The organism is Gilliamella sp. X-46, assembly GCF_057063525.1.
In genome coordinates this window covers 324,191-339,838 of sequence record NZ_JBXSQH010000001.1, presented here as the reverse complement: position 1 = coordinate 339,838, position 15,648 = coordinate 324,191, and the positions used below count along the sequence as shown (strand labels likewise).

15 protein-coding genes and 2 tRNA genes are annotated in these 15,648 nt (G+C 33.5%); 12 read left to right on the top strand and 5 right to left on the bottom strand.

Going from position 1 to position 15,648, the window contains the following annotated elements; genetic code table 11:
- Window positions 1–98: 98 nt before the first annotated feature.
- On the bottom strand, window positions 99–776 hold the full coding sequence (locus ACYIAJ_RS01700) for a hypothetical protein (protein WP_483559393.1): 678 nt from the start codon (window positions 774–776) through the stop codon (window positions 99–101).
- 713 nt (window positions 777–1,489) lie between these two features.
- On the opposite strand from ACYIAJ_RS01700, the gene mgtA reads away from it, so the two are divergent.
- Window positions 1,490–4,198 carry a magnesium-translocating P-type ATPase gene (gene mgtA, locus ACYIAJ_RS01695; RefSeq protein WP_483564226.1) on the top strand — a complete coding sequence of 903 codons (2,709 nt, stop codon included), beginning with the start codon at window positions 1,490–1,492 and terminating at the stop codon, window positions 4,196–4,198.
- A gap of 330 nt (window positions 4,199–4,528) precedes the next feature.
- Here the strand turns inward: mgtA and ACYIAJ_RS01690 are convergent, their stop codons facing one another.
- Window positions 4,529–4,759, bottom strand: coding sequence for an HP1242/YdcH family protein (locus ACYIAJ_RS01690; protein ID WP_065582975.1), 231 nt, complete (start codon window positions 4,757–4,759; stop codon window positions 4,529–4,531).
- A 176-nt stretch (window positions 4,760–4,935) separates the two neighbouring features.
- On the opposite strand from ACYIAJ_RS01690, the gene ACYIAJ_RS01685 reads away from it, so the two are divergent.
- Together ACYIAJ_RS01685 and ACYIAJ_RS01680 are read left to right on the top strand one after the other, a co-directional pair.
- Window positions 4,936–6,456 carry a helicase HerA-like C-terminal domain-containing protein gene (locus ACYIAJ_RS01685; RefSeq protein WP_483564225.1) on the top strand — a complete coding sequence of 507 codons (1,521 nt, stop codon included), beginning with the start codon at window positions 4,936–4,938 and terminating at the stop codon, window positions 6,454–6,456.
- Between the two features lie 56 nt (window positions 6,457–6,512).
- Window positions 6,513–7,598, top strand: coding sequence for an AI-2E family transporter (locus ACYIAJ_RS01680; RefSeq protein WP_483559397.1), 1,086 nt, complete (start codon window positions 6,513–6,515; stop codon window positions 7,596–7,598).
- Between the two features lie 27 nt (window positions 7,599–7,625).
- Here the strand turns inward: ACYIAJ_RS01680 and bcp are convergent, their stop codons facing one another.
- Window positions 7,626–8,102, bottom strand: a complete 477-nt coding sequence (gene bcp / locus ACYIAJ_RS01675; RefSeq protein ID WP_483559399.1) for a thioredoxin-dependent thiol peroxidase — start codon at window positions 8,100–8,102, stop codon at window positions 7,626–7,628.
- 63 nt (window positions 8,103–8,165) lie between these two features.
- Entirely contained in the window at window positions 8,166–9,458 is a 1,293-nt protein-coding gene (gene hemL / locus ACYIAJ_RS01670; RefSeq protein WP_483564224.1) for a glutamate-1-semialdehyde 2,1-aminomutase, read from the bottom strand.
- A gap of 158 nt (window positions 9,459–9,616) precedes the next feature.
- On the opposite strand from hemL, the gene erpA reads away from it, so the two are divergent.
- The 9 genes from erpA (at window position 9,617) to ACYIAJ_RS01625 (ending at window position 15,286) form a co-directional block, all read left to right on the top strand.
- Complete coding sequence (gene erpA, locus ACYIAJ_RS01665; RefSeq protein WP_034914816.1) at window positions 9,617–9,955, top strand: iron-sulfur cluster insertion protein ErpA; 339 nt, start codon at window positions 9,617–9,619, stop codon at window positions 9,953–9,955.
- Between the two features lie 212 nt (window positions 9,956–10,167).
- Window positions 10,168–10,255: transfer RNA gene (locus ACYIAJ_RS01660), tRNA-Leu, on the top strand.
- 19 nt (window positions 10,256–10,274) lie between these two features.
- A tRNA-Gly gene (locus ACYIAJ_RS01655) sits at window positions 10,275–10,350 on the top strand.
- Window positions 10,351–10,597: 247 nt separating this feature from the next.
- Window positions 10,598–11,014, top strand: a complete 417-nt coding sequence (locus ACYIAJ_RS01650) for a hypothetical protein (protein ID WP_483564223.1) — start codon at window positions 10,598–10,600, stop codon at window positions 11,012–11,014.
- A 171-nt stretch (window positions 11,015–11,185) separates the two neighbouring features.
- A complete protein-coding gene (locus ACYIAJ_RS01645; protein ID WP_483564222.1) occupies window positions 11,186–11,602 on the top strand; it encodes a hypothetical protein in 417 nt (138 codons plus the stop codon).
- A gap of 224 nt (window positions 11,603–11,826) precedes the next feature.
- On the top strand, window positions 11,827–12,828 hold the full coding sequence (locus ACYIAJ_RS01640; protein WP_483564221.1) for a hypothetical protein: 1,002 nt from the start codon (window positions 11,827–11,829) through the stop codon (window positions 12,826–12,828).
- Window positions 12,818–13,606 (top strand): hypothetical protein, encoded by a 789-nt coding sequence (locus tag ACYIAJ_RS01635; protein ID WP_483559408.1) that lies wholly within the window; start codon window positions 12,818–12,820, stop codon window positions 13,604–13,606. The genes ACYIAJ_RS01640 and ACYIAJ_RS01635 overlap by 11 nt, the downstream gene beginning before the upstream one ends.
- 107 nt (window positions 13,607–13,713) lie before the next feature.
- Window positions 13,714–14,529, top strand: a complete 816-nt coding sequence (locus ACYIAJ_RS01630) for a hypothetical protein (RefSeq protein WP_483559410.1) — start codon at window positions 13,714–13,716, stop codon at window positions 14,527–14,529.
- On the top strand, window positions 14,516–15,286 hold the full coding sequence (locus tag ACYIAJ_RS01625) for a hypothetical protein (RefSeq protein ID WP_483564220.1): 771 nt from the start codon (window positions 14,516–14,518) through the stop codon (window positions 15,284–15,286). Before ACYIAJ_RS01630 ends, ACYIAJ_RS01625 begins: the two co-directional genes overlap by 14 nt.
- Here ACYIAJ_RS01625 and ACYIAJ_RS01620 read toward each other — a convergent pair.
- Window positions 15,244–15,483 carry a transposase gene (locus ACYIAJ_RS01620; RefSeq protein WP_483564219.1) on the bottom strand — a complete coding sequence of 80 codons (240 nt, stop codon included), beginning with the start codon at window positions 15,481–15,483 and terminating at the stop codon, window positions 15,244–15,246. The two genes, ACYIAJ_RS01625 and ACYIAJ_RS01620, sit on opposite strands and share 43 nt — an antisense overlap.
- Window positions 15,484–15,648 lie beyond the last annotated feature (165 nt).

The following is a 15,648-nucleotide window of genomic DNA, read 5'->3' as shown; positions in this document are numbered from 1 at the left end:
ATGAAGTTTAATTACCACATTCATCCTCTTGATTTATGCGCTATATTAGTGTCGTTTAATAATGTTTTTAAGTTGCCCTAGCAGCCCTGTTTGGATGGTTATCTTTCTGATTCTGTTATTTCGTCTAGCATTGCGGCGTTAATGTTATTTTTATCTTTTATTATTTTGTCTAATTCGTTATTTGCTCTTTGTAAAAAGGCTTTATCTTTTAAAATTAAAAGATAAGTTTTGAATCGTTTTATTGGTGCTAGTGCAAAGCGAAACAGTGCAATGATAATGATAAAAACAGTTAAAATAGCAACGATAACATTAATTATCCAAGATGAGCTAAAAATTGTCACCATATTAGACAGTAACATAACAAAGGCAAATACAAATGCAGCACCACTAAGTATAACTTCTTTAATTAAATAAGGTTTAAGTGGTGTTATGTGATTTTTTGTAATACTAAAATATTGTGTTAATGAATCTAATTGAGTCAGTTCGATAAGATTATGGACGTCAGCATTAATTAACGAAATAGCGATACGTTCTTTTTCTATATTTCCTGCTTTATAAAAGCAAACTTTGTCCCATATAAGTTTCTTTTTAATATTATTTAAATATTCTGTTTGGTATTGTGGGTGAGGTGTTTTTTCCAAAATATCGGTATATTTAATAATATTATCAAAACCATCATTTTGAGGGCGTTTTTTATACATAAATGCGACAAAAGAAAGTGCAAAAATAATGATCAAATTGAACCAGTTATCATGGAGTAATTCCCAAATTTCCATTTAAAATATTCTCATTAATTAATCGTGCTGTGATTGTAACCTATATTGGGTAAGTGAGGTATCAATTCTATATCAAAATGAAGATAAAAATAGCGATAAGTGCTGTTTTTTTATAATTGTTATCCCCTTTTTTGTTTTATGGGTTGACTTCTGTTTCGTAAAGGCGTATAAAATGCCCGCCTTTTGAGCTTTTCTTCCTTTTTTAGCTATTATGGAAGTTAAAAATGAGGGTGAAGGGAAGTTGAAATACAAAGCGAAGAGTTCAATTTACAGGAGAAATATGGACACTCAATCGGGTCACCCCAACAAGCGGGGAGACAAATTTAAACACATCATTATCGGTTAATGAACCTGTCTAAATCACTATTTTTTCAGTTCACAAGCCGAAATTGATAAAACGGTAATGGTGAACGATATGCATTTTTTTACACGCTATCACACAAACTCAAAACATCAATGCGCACAAAGCTTAATGTTGCGTATTTTACATCTTTCAGAAAAACATTTAGAACCACCGAGTTGTATCTAAATTCTTAATTAATTCTATTTGCTAATTAAATTTAATGCTTAGCACTAGCTATACAAAATAGCTTTACGGGCTAGTTTTGCTATGCACTAAAATTTTAGCTAATCACAAAATTTAATGACTTATCGTTACTTAGTAACAATGAGTTGGCATGCCTTTGCCAAAATTATGAATATAGGTACTCAAGATGACAAAAACTACATCAAAAAATAAAGCACAAAATAGTGCAGATATCAAAGCTATTAATGAAGCACAAAGCAGCCTTGATAGTATTTTATCTAAATTCCAATCTAGCCTTTCAGGATTAACACAAGAAAGTGCTAAATCGAGAATTGAACAATATGGTAAAAATGAAGTCGCACGAGAAAAAGCGCCATCAGTGATAGTGCAATTATTAATGGCATTTAATAACCCATTTATATTTGTATTATTAGCATTAGCTAGTGTCAGTTTTGTGACCGATTTTTGGTTGCCTTTGCAAAATGGTGAAGAAACTGATTTAACTGGGATTATTATTATCCTAACCATGGTATCACTCAGTGGATTATTACGTTTTTGGCAGGAGTTTAGATCAAACAAAGCGGCGGAAGCGCTAAAATCAATGATTCGCACAACCGCAACAGTGCTAAGACGTGCACATAAAGATATGACCCCAGAGCGCATTGAAATTCCATTAAGTGAAATTGTTCCAGGAGATATTGTTTATTTATCAGCAGGTGACATGATCCCAGCGGATATCCGATTAATCGAATCTCGTGACTTATTTGTTAGTCAAGCTGTACTCACTGGCGAATCGATTCCGGTTGAAAAATACGACACATTAGGAGCGGTAACACAAAAAAATACCGATAATATCGAAGCATCAAACATTAATAAAGATAATTTACTTGATGTTAATAACATCTGTTTTATGGGCACTAATGTTGTCAGTGGCACCGCTACTGCCATTGTGGTTGCAACAGGTGCCGATACGCATTTTGGATCATTAGCAAAGTCAATTGTTGGATCGCGTGCTGAAACTTCATTTGATCGTGGTGTTAACAGTGTTAGCTGGTTGCTTATTCGCTTTATGCTAATCATGGTGCCAATTGTCTTTTTTATTAATGGCTTTTCAAAAAATGATTGGGGTGATGCGGCACTCTTTGCATTAGCTGTTGCGGTTGGTTTAACGCCTGAAATGTTACCAATGATCGTCAGTGCTAACCTAGCCAAAGGCGCCGTTGGTATGGCAAAACGTAAAGTTGTAGTTAAACGACTTAACGCTATCCAAAATTTTGGTGCGATGGACATTTTATGTACCGATAAAACAGGCACCTTAACGCAAGATAAAATCATTTTAGAACATCATCTTGATATAAAGGGGCAAGTTGACTCCTCTGTTTTAGAACTTGCTTGGCTTAACAGCTATTATCAAAGTGGTATGAAAAACTTAATGGATAAAGCGATCATCCGTTTCACCGAAGAAAAGACCAACATGAAAAAGGTAGGTGTTGGTTTATACAAAAAAATTGATGAGTTACCGTTTGATTTTGTACGTCGTCGTTTATCGGTAGTTGTGCAAAATGGCAGTGATAACCATTTGATGATTTGTAAAGGTGCAGTTGAAGAAATGCTATCTATTGCTAGTCATGTCTACGAAAATGGTGAATATTTACCATTAGATGATAAACGCAAACAAGCGTTAATTGCACTTGCACATGACTACAACAAAGATGGTTTTAGAGTATTAGCAGTTGGTATAAAAGATATTCCAGCTAGCGAAACAAAAGAGCAATACACAGTACAAGACGAAACAGCACTTGCTATTCGTGGATTTTTAACCTTTTTAGATCCACCAAAAGAAAGTGCGTTCGAAGCGATTTCAGCATTGAATGAACATGGTGTCGGCGTCAAAGTCTTAACAGGCGATAATGAAATCATCACCATCAAAGTCTGCCGAGAAGTTGGTTTAGAGCCAGGTATTCCATTACTTGGCACTGAAATTGAAAAAATGGATGATGCTGAACTCAAAATACAAATCGAACAACGTACCATTTTTGCTAAATTAACACCGCTGCAAAAATCGCGAATTATCCGATTATTGCAAGATAACGGTCATACCGTTGGCTTTTTAGGAGATGGTATAAACGATGCACCGGCACTGCGCGATGCTGATGTAGGAATTTCGGTCGATACTGCAACGGATATTGCTAAAGAATCTGCCGATATTATTCTGCTTGAAAAGAGTCTAATGGTATTAGAAGAAGGTGTAATATGCGGCCGCGAAACCTTTGGCAATATCATGAAATACCTAAATATGACCGCAAGTTCGAATTTTGGGAATATTTTTTCAGTGTTAGTAGCTAGTGCGTTTCTACCATTTTTACCTATGCTAGCGATACATTTACTTATTCAAAACTTACTGTATGATATTTCTCAACTCTCATTACCATGGGACAAAATGGACGATGAGTTTTTACAAAAACCACGCAAATGGGATGCACTAAATATTAGACGTTTTATGATTTGGATTGGACCAACATCGTCTATTTTTGATATCACAACTTATGCATTAATGTGGTTTGTATTCAGTGCAAACAGTGTTGAAGCGCAATCGCTGTTTCATTCAGGCTGGTTTATTGAGGGGTTATTGTCACAAACATTGGTTGTGCATATGCTTAGAACACAAAAAATTCCATTTGTGCAAAGCACCGCAGCATTTCCTGTTATTGTGATGACATTGTTAATTATGGCTGTAGGTATTTATATTCCGTTTTCTCCACTAGGTGGATTAATTGGTTTACAACCATTACCTTGGTCATATTTTCCATGGCTTTTAGCAACCCTATTTAGCTATTGCTGTGTTGCACAATTGATGAAACGCATTTATATCAAACGCTTTGGTCAATGGTTTTAATTGACTAATAACAGCTAAGCGATATTAACATCGCTTAGCTATCTTAAAATTTATATAGTAAAAAAATTATTAAAAATTAATTTATTCACCTTATAATTATAACTAAAAGGAAATAATCTATGAAAACACCACATAAAAATTTAATTATGTTAATCAAAAGCCGAAAACAAAAAAAAGCTCAAGAACAATTAAGCAATTAAAACCAAAATGGTGAATACAAACAATTAGGTTAACAGATAATAAAAAACCCCAATTATTGGGGTTTTTTATTTGTGCTAATTTTAAGTGATAACAAGTCTATTAATTAAAATGTTTACAAGTGGTACTTGATTATAAATTTAAATGAGTATCAGATGCTTTTCTTAAAATTTCATAAATTTCATCTTTAATTTTAAGTTTTTGTTTTTTTAGTGCCTCTATCGTTTCGGTAGTGTTGACAATAATTCCAGATTCAATGTTTTTAATTTTTTGATCGAGCTCATTATGTTGATCAAACAATTTTTGAAAACGTAAATCGGTATTTTTTAATTTAGAAATGATTTCTCGATATTCTGGAAACATAGTGCCTCCTTATATAGGCTAGATAGAATAATAACAATAGCAGCTATTGCTAATTCAGAATACAATATTATTAGCTGTTTTAATAGAGAAATTGTTTTTATAGCATAATTGTTTCTATAACAGATTTGCTCCTATAACAATGTAGTTTGATCACAAAATTAATAAGGGGTTAATTCATGAGTGAATCGATTGTAATTGCCAAAAGCCAAGGTAAAGATTTATCTATTATAGCTGCATTAGCTAATCGTCATGGTTTAATTACTGGCGCAACGGGTACTGGCAAAACAGTTACATTACAAAAAATGGCCGAAGGTTTTTCAAAAATAGGTGTGCCGGTCTTTCTTGCTGATGTTAAAGGTGATCTAACAGGAATAGGTGAAAAGGGTATATTATCTGACAAACTACAAGCCCGCTTAGCTAGCATTGAGGTTGATAACTGGCAACCAGATTCGTCACCCATTGAACTATGGGATGTCTTTGCTGAAAAAGGAATACCTGTTCGCAGTACCGTATCAGATATAGGACCGATTTTACTTGGTCGATTACTTGATTTAAATGACGTTCAAGCAGGCGTGTTACAGTTGGCATTTAAAATTGCGGATGATAACGGCTTATTATTAATTGATTTCAAAGATCTTCGAGCATTAATTCAATTTGTGGGTGATAACGCCAAAAAATTTACCACACAATACGGAAACATTTCGCTATCGTCAATTGGTGCAATCCAACGCGGATTGTTAACACTCGAACAACAAGGTGCCGAATTCTTCTTTGGAGAACCCATGCTTGATATCCAAGATTTAATTCACGTTAATTCTGAAGGTCATGGCATAGTTAACATATTATCGGCCAATAAATTATATAACTCGCCTAAATTATATTCAGTCTTTTTATTATGGTTATTGTCAGAACTTTTTGAGCATTTGCCAGAAGTTGGTGATCTTGACAAACCTAAACTTGTCTTCTTTTTTGACGAAGCTCACTTACTTTTTAATGATATTTCGCCTGCATTGTTAGAAAAAATAGAACAAGTAGTGCGTTTAATTCGCTCTAAAGGAGTAGGAATTTATTTTGCCTCGCAAAATCCAAATGATATTCCTGACACGGTTTTAGGGCAATTAGGTAATCGTGTACAGCATGCTTTACGCGCATTTACCCCTAAAGATCAAAAGGCTGTAAAAACAGCAGCCCAAACCATGCGTGCTAACCCAAGCTTTGATACCGAAAAAGCAATCATGGAACTCGGAGTTGGCGAAGCACTTATTTCGTTTTTAGACGAAAAAGGCCGCCCAAACATGGTTGAACGCGGTTATATTATTGCTCCAAGTTCAAAAATGGGAGCAATGTCGCCAGATAATCAATCATCTATTATGCAACAATCCCATTTTTATAATAAATATGCGCAGAGCTTAGATCGACAATCGGCTTATGAAATATTAAAAGATGGATTTTCATTAAATGGCATACCTAACCAAGATGGCAATAATAGTGCCCCAAAAAGTGATGATAATATCAATAAGCAAAATAATGGTGGTTTACTTAGTTTTCTAAGTACACTTCTTTTTGGCTCTAAAGGCCCCAAAGGTGGGCAGCATGACGGCATTACCCAACAAATAGCCAAAAGTGCAACAAGGCAAGTTGTTAATCAAATAGGCAAACAGATCACCCGTGGCATATTGGGTGGTTTAAAAAAATAGTTAAACTGAGTTTAATGCTTAAAATATCAGTAAATCAGTAAAGTAGGAGAATTTTAATGTTAAAAATGTTTATTGAATGGTACAAAAAGCGCTTTAGCGATCCTCATGTTGTATCGTTAATGGCGGTTATTATTGGTTTATTTATTATTATCTATTTTTTCAATAAAATTCTACTGCCTGTTTTTATTGCTATTGTGCTTTCTTATTTGCTTGATAGTCCGGTGAACTTTTTACACAAAAAAAATATTCCAAGAACGCTATCTGTTGTGATCGTTTTACTGCTTTTTATCATGGTGGTATTAGTCGGATTTATGATCTTATTGCCGCTAATTTGGCAACAAAGTATCAGCTTGATCACCAATATTCCAAACATGCTAAATTTTGCTAACAATTTTTTAACCACATTGCCTGAACACTATCCCGAATTAATCGATGTCGGCTTATTCGATTCAGTGCTGCAAGGTATTACTGAAAAAGTTGTGCAAACGGGTAATTCATTACTGCAGTTTTCAATTGTCTCTTTATTGGGGTTGGTTTCTGTTGCGATTAATGCGGTATTAATACCAATTATGATGTTCTTTTTATTAAAAGATAAAGCCAAAATATGGGGGTATTGCTCAAAAATTTTACCTAAAAACCGCACAATTCTAAATAAAGTTGCTACTGAAATGGATATGCAAATATCTAATTATATTGTTGGCAATGTACTACATATTATTATTTTAACGATTTGTGTTTATATTCCTTTTTGGTATTTTGGCTTAGATTATGGGCTCTTATTAGCAGTGATTGTTGGCTTATCTGTATTGGTGCCTTATGTGGGTATTATTATTTCAAGTATCCCCGTTGTCCTTATAGCACTATTTCAATGGGGATTTACCGCTCAATTTGGTTATTTGCTATTTTTCTATATCCTAATACAAGCATTAGACGGCAACTTACTCGTACCTTGTTTGTTTTCTGAAAAGCTCAATTTACATCCATTGGTTATTATTTTAGCGGTGATTGTATTTGGTGGTTTATGGGGATTTTGGGGAATATTTTTTGCAATACCATTAGCGACATTAGTTAAAGCAATCATAAATGCTTGGCCAAAACAGGACGAATTAAATAATGCAAATGGTGAATTAAAAGCAGATTAATGGCTAATCTGCTTTTATTCAAAGTAATTATTTAGCGTGGTTTTTGAGATAGTCTAAAACCACCTCATGATGATTAGCTGTTTTAAAATCATCAAATACTTTTTCGATTTTCCCGTCTTTACTAATTAAAAAGCTAATACGGTGAATACCATCATAGGTTTTCCCCATAAACTCTTTTTCACCCCAAGTACCAAATGCTTGGGCGACTTCGTGATTTTCGTCAGAAAGTAATGTAAAATTTAACAGCTCTTTTTCAATAAATCGAGATAGCTTTTCAGGTTTGTCTGTACTAATACCAAGGATCACAACATTATACTTTTTAAATTCATCAGAACAATCGCGTAAATTACATGCTTGTACAGTGCAACCCGGGGTCATTGCTTTTGGGTAAAAATAAATTAAAACACGGTGACCTTTAAAGTCCTTCAAGCTTACTAGCTCCCCATCTTGGTCTGGCAACGAAAACTGAGGTGCTTTTTCACCTTCTTTAAGTGGATTAACCATATGATTATTACCTATTTTAATAGTTTAATTTTCTCTTTGGATATATAAAACAGTGTCATATTTTTAAGCTAAGTTACTAAAAAAACGACTTGCAGCCTCAATTGTGTGATTGATCTCTTTATCTGTATGTTTAAGTGACATGAATCCCGCTTCGAAAGCTGACGGTGCAAAATAAACACCTTCCGTTAGCATATGATGATAGAATTTTTTGAATAATTCAACATCACACCGCATCACATCTTGATAACTGGTCACTTCGGAAGCAGTTGTAAAAAATACCCCAAACATCGCCCCCGTATAATTCACCACTAATGGCACATTATACTTTTTAGCTGCTGCTAATAAACCATCGGCAAGTGCTGCAGTTTTATTTTCTAGCTCCTGATATATACCGACTTCCATCAACTTCGTTAACGTTGCATATCCAGCTGCCATTGCTACAGGATTACCTGAAAGGGTTCCTGCTTGGTATATTGGACCAGTTGGTGCTAATTGCATCATAATATCCGCACGACCACCAAATGCCCCAACAGGCATACCGCCACCAATAATTTTTCCTAAACAAGTCAAATCGGGCACTACATCATAATAATCTTGAGCACCACCAAGCGCGACTCTAAACCCCGTCATCACTTCATCAATAATCAATAAAGCACCATACTGATTACAAAGTTCACGCAAGCCTTGTAAAAACTCTTTTTTGGCCGGTACACAGTTCATATTGCCGGCGACAGGTTCAATAATAATGGCAGCAATATCGTTAGGATATTGCTCAAATTGCTTTTTGACTGACTCTAAATTGTTATAATCACAAACTAAGGTATGCTTAACAAAATCATTAGGTACACCAGGGGAAGTTGGGTGACCAAACGTAAGGGCACCAGATCCTGCTTTAACTAACAAATAGTCGGCATGTCCGTGATAGCAACCCTCAAATTTAATAATCTTATCGCGCCCTGTAAAACCACGAGCAACACGAATGGCGCTCATAGTAGCCTCGGTTCCCGAATTTACCATTCTCACCATTTCAATAGAAGGCATTAATTGTGTCACTAAATTGGCAACTTTGGTTTCAATTTCGGTTGGTGCTCCATAACTTAAACCATTACGCACCGCATTAATTACCGCATTGGCAACATCGGGATCGTTATGCCCAAGGATCATCGGTCCCCAAGAACCGACATAATCAATATAAGCTTTATTATCCACATCATAAATATATGCACCGTTTGCGCGCTCAATAAATAAAGGCGTACCACCCACACCATTAAATGCACGAACAGGTGAATTAACGCCACCAGGCATAACGGATAGTGCTTGATGATAAAGCTTTTCTGATTTGAAATTGTTTTGCATAACTGAGATGATCTCTCTATAAAAATTTGTTGTATTTATTCATAAAATCAAAATAAATTCAAGCCAACTAACAAAATTTATTCGATAGAAGTTTTCTATTTTGTATTTTCATTTAGCAAGGGTATATAATACAAAGATCAATATATTAGGAGAAGAATATGAGCGATGCTTTACCAATCAACTTTACTGATGCAGCAGCCAATAAAGTAAAATCACTAGTAACAGAAGAAGAAAACCCAAATTTAAAATTAAGGGTGTACATAACTGGTGGTGGCTGTAGTGGATTTCAGTATGGGTTTACTTTCGATGAAAAAGTAAATGAAGATGATCTAGCTATCGAAAAAAATGGCGTATCACTAGTTATCGATCCCATGAGCTTACAATATCTCGTCGGTGGCACAATCGATTATGTAGAAGGCTTACAAGGTTCTCGCTTTGTGGTTGATAATCCTAATGCAACAACAACGTGTGGTTGTGGCTCATCTTTTAGTGTTTAAGTCATATTTAAGATTTTTAGAACGCTAATAATTATTGCTAAGCAACACATCAGAATTTTTAACTGTTAAGCGGGATAGATGAATAAACCCACAAAATGTGACAAACATTGAGCAGTTAGATAATAATTTAAATTTTTTTGTTGACGGCAAATTTAAGATGGGTAAAATGCACAGCATTCAAAACGCAATTACCTTTCGGTAGTAAGTTTTGAGCCCGGGTGGTGAAATCGGTAGACACAAGGGATTTAAAATCCCTCGGCCTTTTTGGCCGTGCGAGTTCAAGTCTCGCCCCGGGCACCATTCAACAAACACCTCTTACGCGGGAATAGCTCAGTTGGTAGAGCACGACCTTGCCAAGGTCGGGGTCGCGAGTTCGAACCTCGTTTCCCGCTCCAATGTAAAATAGATCTAAATATATTAGAATCTGCAAAACATGTTATATCAATGTTTGAATATAATTTTACTTTCTCGGTGATACTAAAAAATTTAGCTCCAATTCATACTGAAAAATTTCTGTATTTTTTGGAATATAATAATGGTATGTCCACACTTTTTAGTACCAAAAAGATAAGGTCATCGATTTCTTTTGTATTCAATCGGCGATGGCAAATATGTGGGAAAACTTATAATAGGATAAATAATATGAAAACATCTATAAACACAATGATTTTGTTTTTTTTCTTTAGTTTGATAACAAATTATGCACATTCACATGTTCTAACGGATGTACAGAAACATTATGGTAATGAGCTAATTCATGGTTTAAAATATATTAATGATAAAGCAATTGAAGTTATCGAAGCATACAATAAAGAACACAATACTCACTGGGAGTCATTAGAGCCCGATTTAAGAATTATTGTTGCTAGGTGCTTAGTGCCACTCAAAGCTAAATGGGCAGAATATGATCCTCATAAAAAATTGTGGAATATACCTTCGGAATATTGGTATGTGTCAGTTTCTTGTGATAAAACCGTCAGCGATATTCCCGAAAGAAAAACCTGGGATATTTATGTTCCAACCACAAGGCCATTAGATCCAAGTCAAGTTAAAAAATAGGAATAAGCCAATTATTGCGGAGTCAATATTTATTCATGTAGGGAATTTATCGGAAGGATGTATTACCTGTTATGAAATACAAAAATGGAATGATTTATATCACTATTTAATTAGCAATAGATCAGACAGCGATGGCAAATATGTGGGAAAACTTATAATAGGATAAATAATATGAAAACATCTATAAACACAATGATTTTGTTTTTTTTCTTTAGTTTGATAACAAATTATGCACATTCACATGTTCTAACGGATGTACAGAAACATTACGGTAATGAGCTAATTCATGGTTTAAAATATATTAATGATAAAGCAATTGAAGTTGTCGAAGCATACAATAAAGAAAACAATACTCACTGGAGATCATCAGAGCCCGATTTAAGAATTATTGTTTATAGGTGCTTAGTGCCAATCAAAGCTAAATGGGCAGAATATGATCCCCATAAAAAATTGTGGAATATACCTTCGGAATATTGGCATGTGTCCATTTCTTGTGATAAAACCGTCAGCGATATCCCTGAAATGGAAACCTGGGATATTTATGTTTCAACCACAAGACCATTAAAGCCAAGTCGAGTTGAAGAATAGAAATTTATTTTAACTTAATATTAGGTTACCGGTATGCCGTTTTTGTTATTACCCTTTATACCAGATGCTCCGAGTGAGAATTATTGGTATGTTTTAGTTGATTGTGCCTTGTTAAAGGGTTTTTATTTATCATTATCACAAATTGATAATTTACGTTATCTGGAAACAAGGCTAAATTAATCCTTTCATTTGGTAACAAAAAATTTATCTCGAACGAATTTAGTTTGCCAGCAAAAGATGATGAAGAATCAGTTATTCTTGAGGGTGATATAGACCAGATTAGTTGGTTAATATCCCCGACATTTTCGTTAGAGTACGAAGATAATGATACAGCTATGACAAAAAATAGTCTTTTTCCTGAAAAAATACCACTTGAGGCTTTTGTACTTTATGATGAACCAGCTAAATTTTATAAGAAAGGTGTTTGGGTTGAGGTATTGCGTTTTTTATTCAAAAATACAGATATTAATAATGACCAAGACACTGTTGTTTCAGCAGGGAAAATAGCTAAATATTGTCACAGTGAACATGGGATGGTTTATGAGGCTGTAAATGGGAAGAGCAGTTATTTTTCCTTTGACTTTCATATACCTTATTTTATGGACGAGTCAAACAAGGGAGAGTTTGAATTAAGGGGATATTTATCGAAGACAAAGTATGGCTTATTCGGTTCTACAAAAAAGAAAAATATTGTAAATTGTTACGATCAAGCTGCGGCAGTGCAGTCATTATGTGGTGCATTAGGCATTATATCTAAATGGATTTATATGAAACCTGTTGGTTATATAAAAACGACAAACCTAGTTGGAATTGGAAGCTGTAATAACCCTTTTTATAAATCTAATAATAGCAATAAAGTTGAATCTAGATTATTTGGTAAGCCGGGTGAAGGGACTATACGAATGGCGTTTGACAATCATGTATTTGTTAGATTAAAGGAAACAGGAATTATTTTAGATGCGACAATCGGTCCTTATATTGGAGATAAATCAGTACTAGAATATGCTAATGAAGTGTTAGATATAAAAGTTAATTTTAAATTTAATCAAAGAATTGCCAAAATTCTTGGAGAGCGGAGACCGCCAGAGGAATTTGTTTATCCAAAACCATTAACTGAATTGCCTTTAACACTTGAAGCTATAGAAAAGTCTTTCAAGGGTAAATATAAAGGTCATGAACATACTAGAGGTTATCCTCTAAAAGGAGCATCAAAAATTGTTTGGTAAAAAAAATTTATTTATTTTGGGGATGGTTTGTTTTGTTGTTAACTTATCCAATTCATCATTAGCATTAGCCAATATAGCACCAGAGGAAAATATTATGTCAGCCGTTGTTGTAACAAAAGAAACAATAGAATTAACACAAGAACAATTTTTTTCTCAAGAATTTGGTATTACATTAAACAAACTAACAAACTCTAATATAAAAGCTTATTTAGATTATTTCCAAAACAAAAAAATCATTAAAAATAATAATATATTTAATTTTTCAGATTTTTTACAACAATCTGAAGATAAACAAATTAAGCAAATGTCATTAAATACACATATAGCTGAAAAATTATCAACTGAATCTATAAATGGTAGTAATTATCGAATTGCACAAATAATGGAAACAGAATATGTTGACAATTTAAATAATAAAAAATTGGCAAAAAGAGTCGCGTTAGGGGTGCTACCCAAAGATAAGGTATCTATGAAAGATTCTGACCAATTTGTTGAAATTGAAATACTACTTTTATTTATAGAAGATGCAAACTTTATGGCTAAATTTAATTTTATTCGCAGTTTAAATACTGATAATTCCTCTGGGCGTTTTGCATATAATAAAGCGGAGTTGGGAACTTTTTCCCTTATGAATAAAGAGTCAGAAACGGAAGGGAATATTATTGCGCTTTTTCATAATAGTAATTTCAAAATATGGTATGTAAACCTTGCAGAACAAGACGTTATGCAAATTGCTCAATGGATATTTGATAATATCGAGTTTACTTTTGCTGATTAATACTAATAAAAGATGAAGAATCAGTTATTCTTGAGGATGATATAGACCAGATTAGTTGGTTAATATCCCCGACATTTTCGTTAGAGTACGAAGATAATGATACAGCTATGACAAAAAATAGTCTTTTTCCTGAAAAAATACCACTTGAGGCTTTTGTACTTTATGATGAGCCAGCTAAATTTTATAAGAAAGGTGTTTGGGTTGAGGTATTGCGTTTTTTATTCAAAAATACAGATATTAATAATGACCAAGACACTGTTGTTTCAGCAGGGAAAATAACTAAATATTGTCACAGTGAACATGGGATGGTTTATGAGGCTGTAAATGGGGCATACAGTTATATGGAAAAAGAGCACTGGTGGAATAAAAACGACTGTTCTGATGGCGGCGATATACATCTAAGGAAATATCTTTTAAAAAAAATTAAAAAGGTCAATTGCTATGACCAAAGTGGCGCTATTCAATCATTGTGTGGCGCATTGGGAATTAAAACTGACTGGATTTATATTAAACCAGTTGGGTATATTAACACAACTAATTTAGTCGGTATTGGTAAATGCAACAATCCTTTTTATAAAAGTTTAGCTTTGGGGGAAGCGATTGCACATAAATTATATAGCCATCAGACAAAACGTAAGTTGCGAACTTATTTTAGCAATCATATCATTATCAGATTGGAAAAAAATTATACTATTTTAGATGCTACAATTGGATCATATGTTGGAAATAAATCTCTATTACAATACGCGGAAGCAGTGATAGATATTAGTGCTAATCAGATACATAATGACCCATTTCCTGAGTCATTAACAAGTAAACCATTAACAGTTGATATAATGGAAAAAGCTTGCAAAGGCGAATATAAAAAATTTGAACATAGTTGTGGCTATCCTTGTAAAGGAGTAACTGATGTTATTTGGTAAAAATATAACATTTTTGGTATTTGTTTTCGGAGCAATATTATCTTTACAATATGTAAATGCTAATCTAATATTTTACCCAAAACAAGAAAGCGAAATGACATTTGTAACAAAAAAACAAGATGTTATATTTTCAAATGAACCGTCTAAAAAAGAGTATGATTATTTTTCAACATTCTCTGATATACAACTTTATATTAATAGAGATCATAGAATAGCAGCGGCTGATAAAATTTTGGGATTGTCTGGACTTCTTTTGCATCCCCATAAACAAATTAAACAGATAAATATTGGCTCAGCATTAGATAAGCAACCTGTATTAAAATTAAAAAGTGATAATGTTTATAATATAAAAACTATTATTGAAAAGGAATATATGGATGAAATACATAATACTATTTTTGCCCGAGATAAAAAAATAACAATATCAAAAACTAATGAAAAGTATGATCGCGATATTACTAGTGAAGCTGAAATCAATATTTATCTTTTGACTAATGATGTTAGTAATCGTTTCACACAATACCTTTTTATTCAAAGTTTATGTGATAATTCAGCCCCCCATTTTACTTATATTGAAGGACCAAAAACATTAGGAACACTTTCGGCTAAGCATAAAATTTTTGAGTCAAATGGACGTCTAAAATGGATTTACTACAACAGTTCCTTTGAGTTAAAAAGTAGTAATATCCCTGAACAAGACGTTATGCAAATTGCTCAATGGATATTTGATAATATCGAGTTTATTTTTGCTGATTGAATCTCTTTTAAGCGTTTGATATTTGAGCTTTCCATACCACCGTATTTTTCTCGCCATTTATAAAAAGTCGAGTTGTTCATGCCATATTTACGACAAAGTTTTTTAACGAGAATGCCGGCTTCTGCTTTTTTTAATATCGATACGATTTGGTGTTCTGTCATCTTTTTGACGTTGCAATCCTCTTTTTCTTTTATCATAGAGAACTTTTTCTTTTTTTGCTGTGCTATTTTAGGGAATAGCTAAAAATGTGGGGGATTAAAGTGTTTTCGATAATTTGCACGCATAATGCGAGCGATTTTTTAAGTAATAATTAATCGTATTTTAGCTATTACAATCGCTTAATATCTCATTATGTAAAATCG